The 4,375-nt window shown below is 70.8% G+C and carries 2 protein-coding genes, 1 tRNA gene and 1 pseudogene; 2 read left to right on the top strand and 2 right to left on the bottom strand.

Annotation, left to right across the window (positions count from 1 at the left end):
• Positions 1 to 1,499, top strand: a pseudogene (locus AC27KI_RS19495) (M14 family metallopeptidase); the annotation flags it as partial.
• Positions 1,500 to 1,682: 183 nt separating this feature from the next.
• Here the strand turns inward: AC27KI_RS19495 and AC27KI_RS19490 are convergent.
• A complete protein-coding gene (locus AC27KI_RS19490; RefSeq protein ID WP_487115342.1) occupies positions 1,683 to 3,428 on the bottom strand; it encodes a cation:proton antiporter domain-containing protein in 1,746 nt (581 codons plus the stop codon).
• A gap of 225 nt (positions 3,429 to 3,653) precedes the next feature.
• On the opposite strand from AC27KI_RS19490, the gene AC27KI_RS19485 reads away from it, so the two are divergent.
• Positions 3,654 to 3,730 (top strand) — tRNA-Arg (locus AC27KI_RS19485).
• 98 nt (positions 3,731 to 3,828) lie between these two features.
• On the opposite strand, the gene AC27KI_RS19480 is transcribed toward AC27KI_RS19485, so the two are convergent.
• Positions 3,829 to 4,035 carry a hypothetical protein gene (locus AC27KI_RS19480; protein WP_272568429.1) on the bottom strand — a complete coding sequence of 69 codons (207 nt, stop codon included), beginning with the start codon at positions 4,033 to 4,035 and terminating at the stop codon, positions 3,829 to 3,831.
• Positions 4,036 to 4,375 lie beyond the last annotated feature (340 nt).

The following is a 4,375-nucleotide window of genomic DNA, read 5'->3' as shown; positions in this document are numbered from 1 at the left end:
GGCCGTGCACTACGACACCCCTGGCCTGGCCGACGGGCGCCGCGCCTTCACCACCAATGCCGAGGCCGCCCAGTGGCTGCGGCAGCTCGCCGCCACGCCGCAGGGCGCCACCAAGGCCACGGTGCTGGACCTGGGCATGTCCCAACGCGGCACGCCCCTGCAGGCCCTGGTGCTCACGCACGCGCCCAACACCGACGTGGCCAGCCTGGATGCGAGCGGCAAGCCCACGGTGCTGCTCATCGGGCAGCAGCACGGCGACGAGCCCGCCGGCGGCGAAGCCCTGCTGGTGATGGCGCGCGAACTGTCGCAGGGCCTGCTGGAGCCGCTGCTGGACCGCATCAACGTGGTCGTGGTGCCGCGCGCCAACCCGGACGGCGCCGAGGCCGGCACCCGCGCCACGGCCAACGGCACGGACATGAACCGCGACCACCTGCTGCTGAACACGCCCGAGGCCCAGGCCCTGGCGCGGCTCACGCGGGACTACCGTCCCATCGCCGTGCTCGATGCGCACGAATACACCGTCTCTGGCCGCTTCCTGGAGAAGTTCGGTGCCATCCAGAAGTACGACGCGCTGCTGCAGTACGCCACCACGGCCAACGTGCCCGAGTTCCTCACCAAGGCGGCGCGCGAGTGGTACCACCAGCCCATGGCGGCCGCGCTGCAGGGCCAGGGCCTGACCAGCGAGTGGTACTACACCACCTCCACCGACCCGCAGGACCGCCGCGTGTCGATGGGCGGCACGCAACCCGACACGGGCCGCAACGTGAACGGCCTCAAGAACGCGGTCAGCCTGCTGGTGGAGACGCGCGGCGTGGGCATCGGGCGGCTGGACATCCAGCGCCGCGTGCATGCCCAGGTGACCGCGCTGTCCAGCGCGCTGCGCAGCACGGCCGAGCGGGCCGGCAACCTGGAGCAGGTGCGTTCGTTCGTGGTGCGCGACACCGCGGCGCAGGCCTGCCGCGGCCAGGTCGCCATCGAGGCGGGGCCGACCGCCACGCAGCGCGACCTCGTCATGCTCGACCCCGCGACGGGCGCGGACCGCACCGTGCGCGTGGACTGGAACTCGTCGCTCGAATTGCGCACCGTCGCCTCGCGCCCCCCGCCCTTGCGGCTACTGGCTCTCGCCCACGGCGGGCCAGGCGGCCGAGCGGCTCAAGCTGCTCGGGCTGCAGGTCATGCGGGTGGCCGAGCCGGGTTCGCTCCTGAGCGACAGCTACCAGGAAACCGGCCGCGAGGAAGGCGTGCGCCAGGACGTGCGAGGCAACATCGCCGGCCAGCAGGACATCACCCGCGTGCGCGTGACCACCGTGCGCACCGCCATCGACGTGCCCGAAGGCAGCTACTACGTGCCGCTGAACCAGCCCCTGGCCAACCTGGCCGTCGCCGCGCTGGAGCCCGACACGCAGAACAGCTACTTCGCCAACCACCTGATCCCGGCGCTGGGCGACACGGCCCGGGTCATGGCCACGCCGTCGCTGGTGTTCGAAGAGGCCGACTGAAGCCGGGGCAAGACAGGCACGGGGCCAGCGCCACGGCGCCGGCCAGCCTGCAGACGACCTGACGACCTGACGGACAGACGGACAGACGGACAGACGGGATGAGGCGCGCCAAGGCCCCTGCAGATTGCTACAAAAATAGTAGCAATATGCCCTAGTCAATCATGCCGTGGAGCCCGATTTGGCTCAAACCGAAGCGTGCCGCTCCTCCAGCGCGCCCGGCGCCGTCGCCTCGGCCTGGCGCTCGCCGGCGCGGCCCAGGACATGCGAGGTCATCGCCGCGGCCAGCGCCTCCTCGCCGAGGAACACCTTGGCCACGCCCTCTTCCTGCTCCAGCAGCCGGGCCTCGGCCTCGTTGTGGCTGCGGACCACGGTTTCGATCTCCGGGTTGAGCGTGCGCGCCGTCGCGATGATCTGGCGCACGTCCAGCGTGTTCGGCGTGGCGATCACCAGCATGTGCGCCCGGGCGATGTGCGCCTGGATCAGCACGGCCGGCTCAACCGCGTCGCCGTAGACCGCCGCCATGCCGCCGTTGCGCAGCGTCTCCACCAGGTCGCGGTTCTGCTCGGCCACGACGAAGGGGATGTCGCTCTCCGACAGCGCCGCCGCGATGCGCCGCCCCACGCGGCCGTAGCCGACCAGCACCACCTGGCGCGCGAGGTACCGGCGGTGCGTGCTCAGGGGCAGCTCCGCCAGCGGGTCGTCGCGCTGCTCCAGCCGGCGCGCCAGGGCCGAGCGGGCGCGCAGCCACTCCTGCAGCGGGGCGATGGCATGGAACAGCAGCGGATTGACCGCGATCGAGATGAGCGCACCGGCCAGCACCAGGCTGGCCCCTTCCGGCGGCAGCAGCCCCAGCGAGGCGCCCAGGCCCACCAGGATGAACGAGAACTCGCCGATCTGCGCCAGGCTGGCCGACACCGTGAGCGCCGTGTTCAGCGGGTAGCGGAAGGCCAGCACCAGGGCCGCCGCCGCGAGCGTCTTGCCCAGGATGATGATGGCCACCACGGCCAGCACCTGCAAGGGACGCTCCACCAGCACCCAGGGGTTGAACAGCATGCCCACGGAGACGAAGAACAGCACCGCGAACGCATCGCGCAGCGGCAGCGACTCCTGGGCGGCGCGGTGGCTGAACTCCGACTCGCGCATCACCATGCCGGCGAAGAAAGCCCCCAGCGCGAACGACACGCCGAAGAGCGCGGCGGAGCCGAAGGCGATGCCCACCGCCGCCGCCACCACGCACAGCGTGAACAGCTCGCGCGAGCCGGTGCGCGCCACCTGCCAGAGGATCCACGGGAACACCCGCCGCCCCACCACCAGCATCAGCGCGACGAAGCCGCCCACCTGCGCGATGGTCCAGCCCAGCGCCTTCCACAGCTCGCCCGTGCTGCCCGCCCCGGCGGTGCCGTTCAGCCACTGCGCCAGCGGCGGCAGCAGCACCAGCACCAGCACCATGGCCAGGTCCTCCACCACCAGCCAGCCGACGGCGATGCGGCCGGTGTACGAATCCAGGATGCCCAGCGTCTCCAGCGCCCGCAAGAGCACCACGGTGCTGGCCACCGACAGGGCCAGGCCGAACACCAGCGCCCCGCCCAGGCCCCAGCCCCACCACAGCGCCAGGCCCATGCCCAGCAGCGTGGCCACCGCCATCTGCACCAGCGCCCCGGGCACGGCGATCTTGCGCACCGCCAACAGATCGCCCAGCGAAAAATGCAGCCCCACGCCGAACATCAGCAGCATCACCCCGATCTCCGCCAGTTGGCTGGCCATTTCGCCATCGGCCACGAAACCCGGGGTGAAGGGGCCGATCACCACGCCCGCGAGCAGATAGCCCACCAGGGCCGGCAGGCGGATGCGGGTCGCGATGAAGCCCAGCACGAGCGCCAGGCCCAGCGCCGCGGCAATGGTGTTGATGAGTGAGAGGCTGTGCGGCATGGGGTGATGGGGGAGCGGGCGCACCCGATGGGCGCCTGCCCTTGCGTTATACCCGCAAGCCCCCGGTTGCCGCAAAACGCCAGGGGCCAAAAAGACCGGGGAGGCCCCGGCAGGCAGGTATCATTCACGCCTCGCACGGACCCGCCTGCCATCGTCCCGATGTGCCACACGGCGTCCAGTCCATGCTGCAGGGCCTGCAGGCCCCGCGTCTTTTTCTTTTTCCGTCTGCCCGTAGCTCAACCGGATAGAGCAATTGCCTTCTAAGCAATAGGTCGGGGGTTCGAGTCCCTCCGGGCAGGCCATCCATTCCCAGTGAAAACCGCTTTCCGGCAGTAGCGTCCGGGAAGAATCAACCACCCGCTACACGCGGATCGCGCTTGCGTTGTCGCACCCCCTGGCTTCAGCCTTGGGCCTGGGTTTCGAAACGGCAGCTGTCGCCGTATTGGTATTCGGATGCGGCAGAGCGGAAGGCCTGCTGGCCGTCTCCGTCGATGGCGCCATCGCCTTGTTGCCACTGGAGGCCGAAGCCGCCGAATTCCCCCATCTGGGCGGAGGGGACGCTTTCGCCGAAACGCAGCGGCGAGGGAACAGCCGGGTTGGAAAACATGGGGAAACCCTCCAAAAACAGACCCGTCGTCTGGGGCTGCCATTGGGCGCCCGCACCGCAGAGCGGTGCGTCGGAAGGCCGGGCCGGCCGGCGTAGGCGCAATCCGACACCACCCGCGCCCCGCCCCCTCCTCCTCCGCCGGCTGGCGGATCAAAGGCGGATCACGGTCCGGTGGCCGGGCGGAATGCGGCGGACGGGCTACTGCGGCGGGGCCTGCCGTGCCGGCGCATCCGGCAATGCGGCGCGGCGCGATTCCAGCCGCTCGACCAACTGGGCGGCCAGGAACTGCAGCATCTCCACCTGCCGGGCCTCCAGCTCACGCGGCACCCGGTCGATCACG

Source organism: Acidovorax sp. KPB24-03 (assembly GCF_057546605.1).
Note: the sequence above shows the minus strand (reverse complement) of the source record. Positions and strands in the feature narration are given on the sequence as shown.

Coding starts and splice junctions, on each gene's coding strand:
- AC27KI_RS19490 (WP_487115342.1), bottom strand. CDS start 3,428: ATGCCGCACAGCCTCTCACTCATCAACACCATTGCCGCGGCGCTGGGC.
- AC27KI_RS19480 (WP_272568429.1), bottom strand. CDS start 4,035: ATGTTTTCCAACCCGGCTGTTCCCTCGCCGCTGCGTTTCGGCGAAAGC.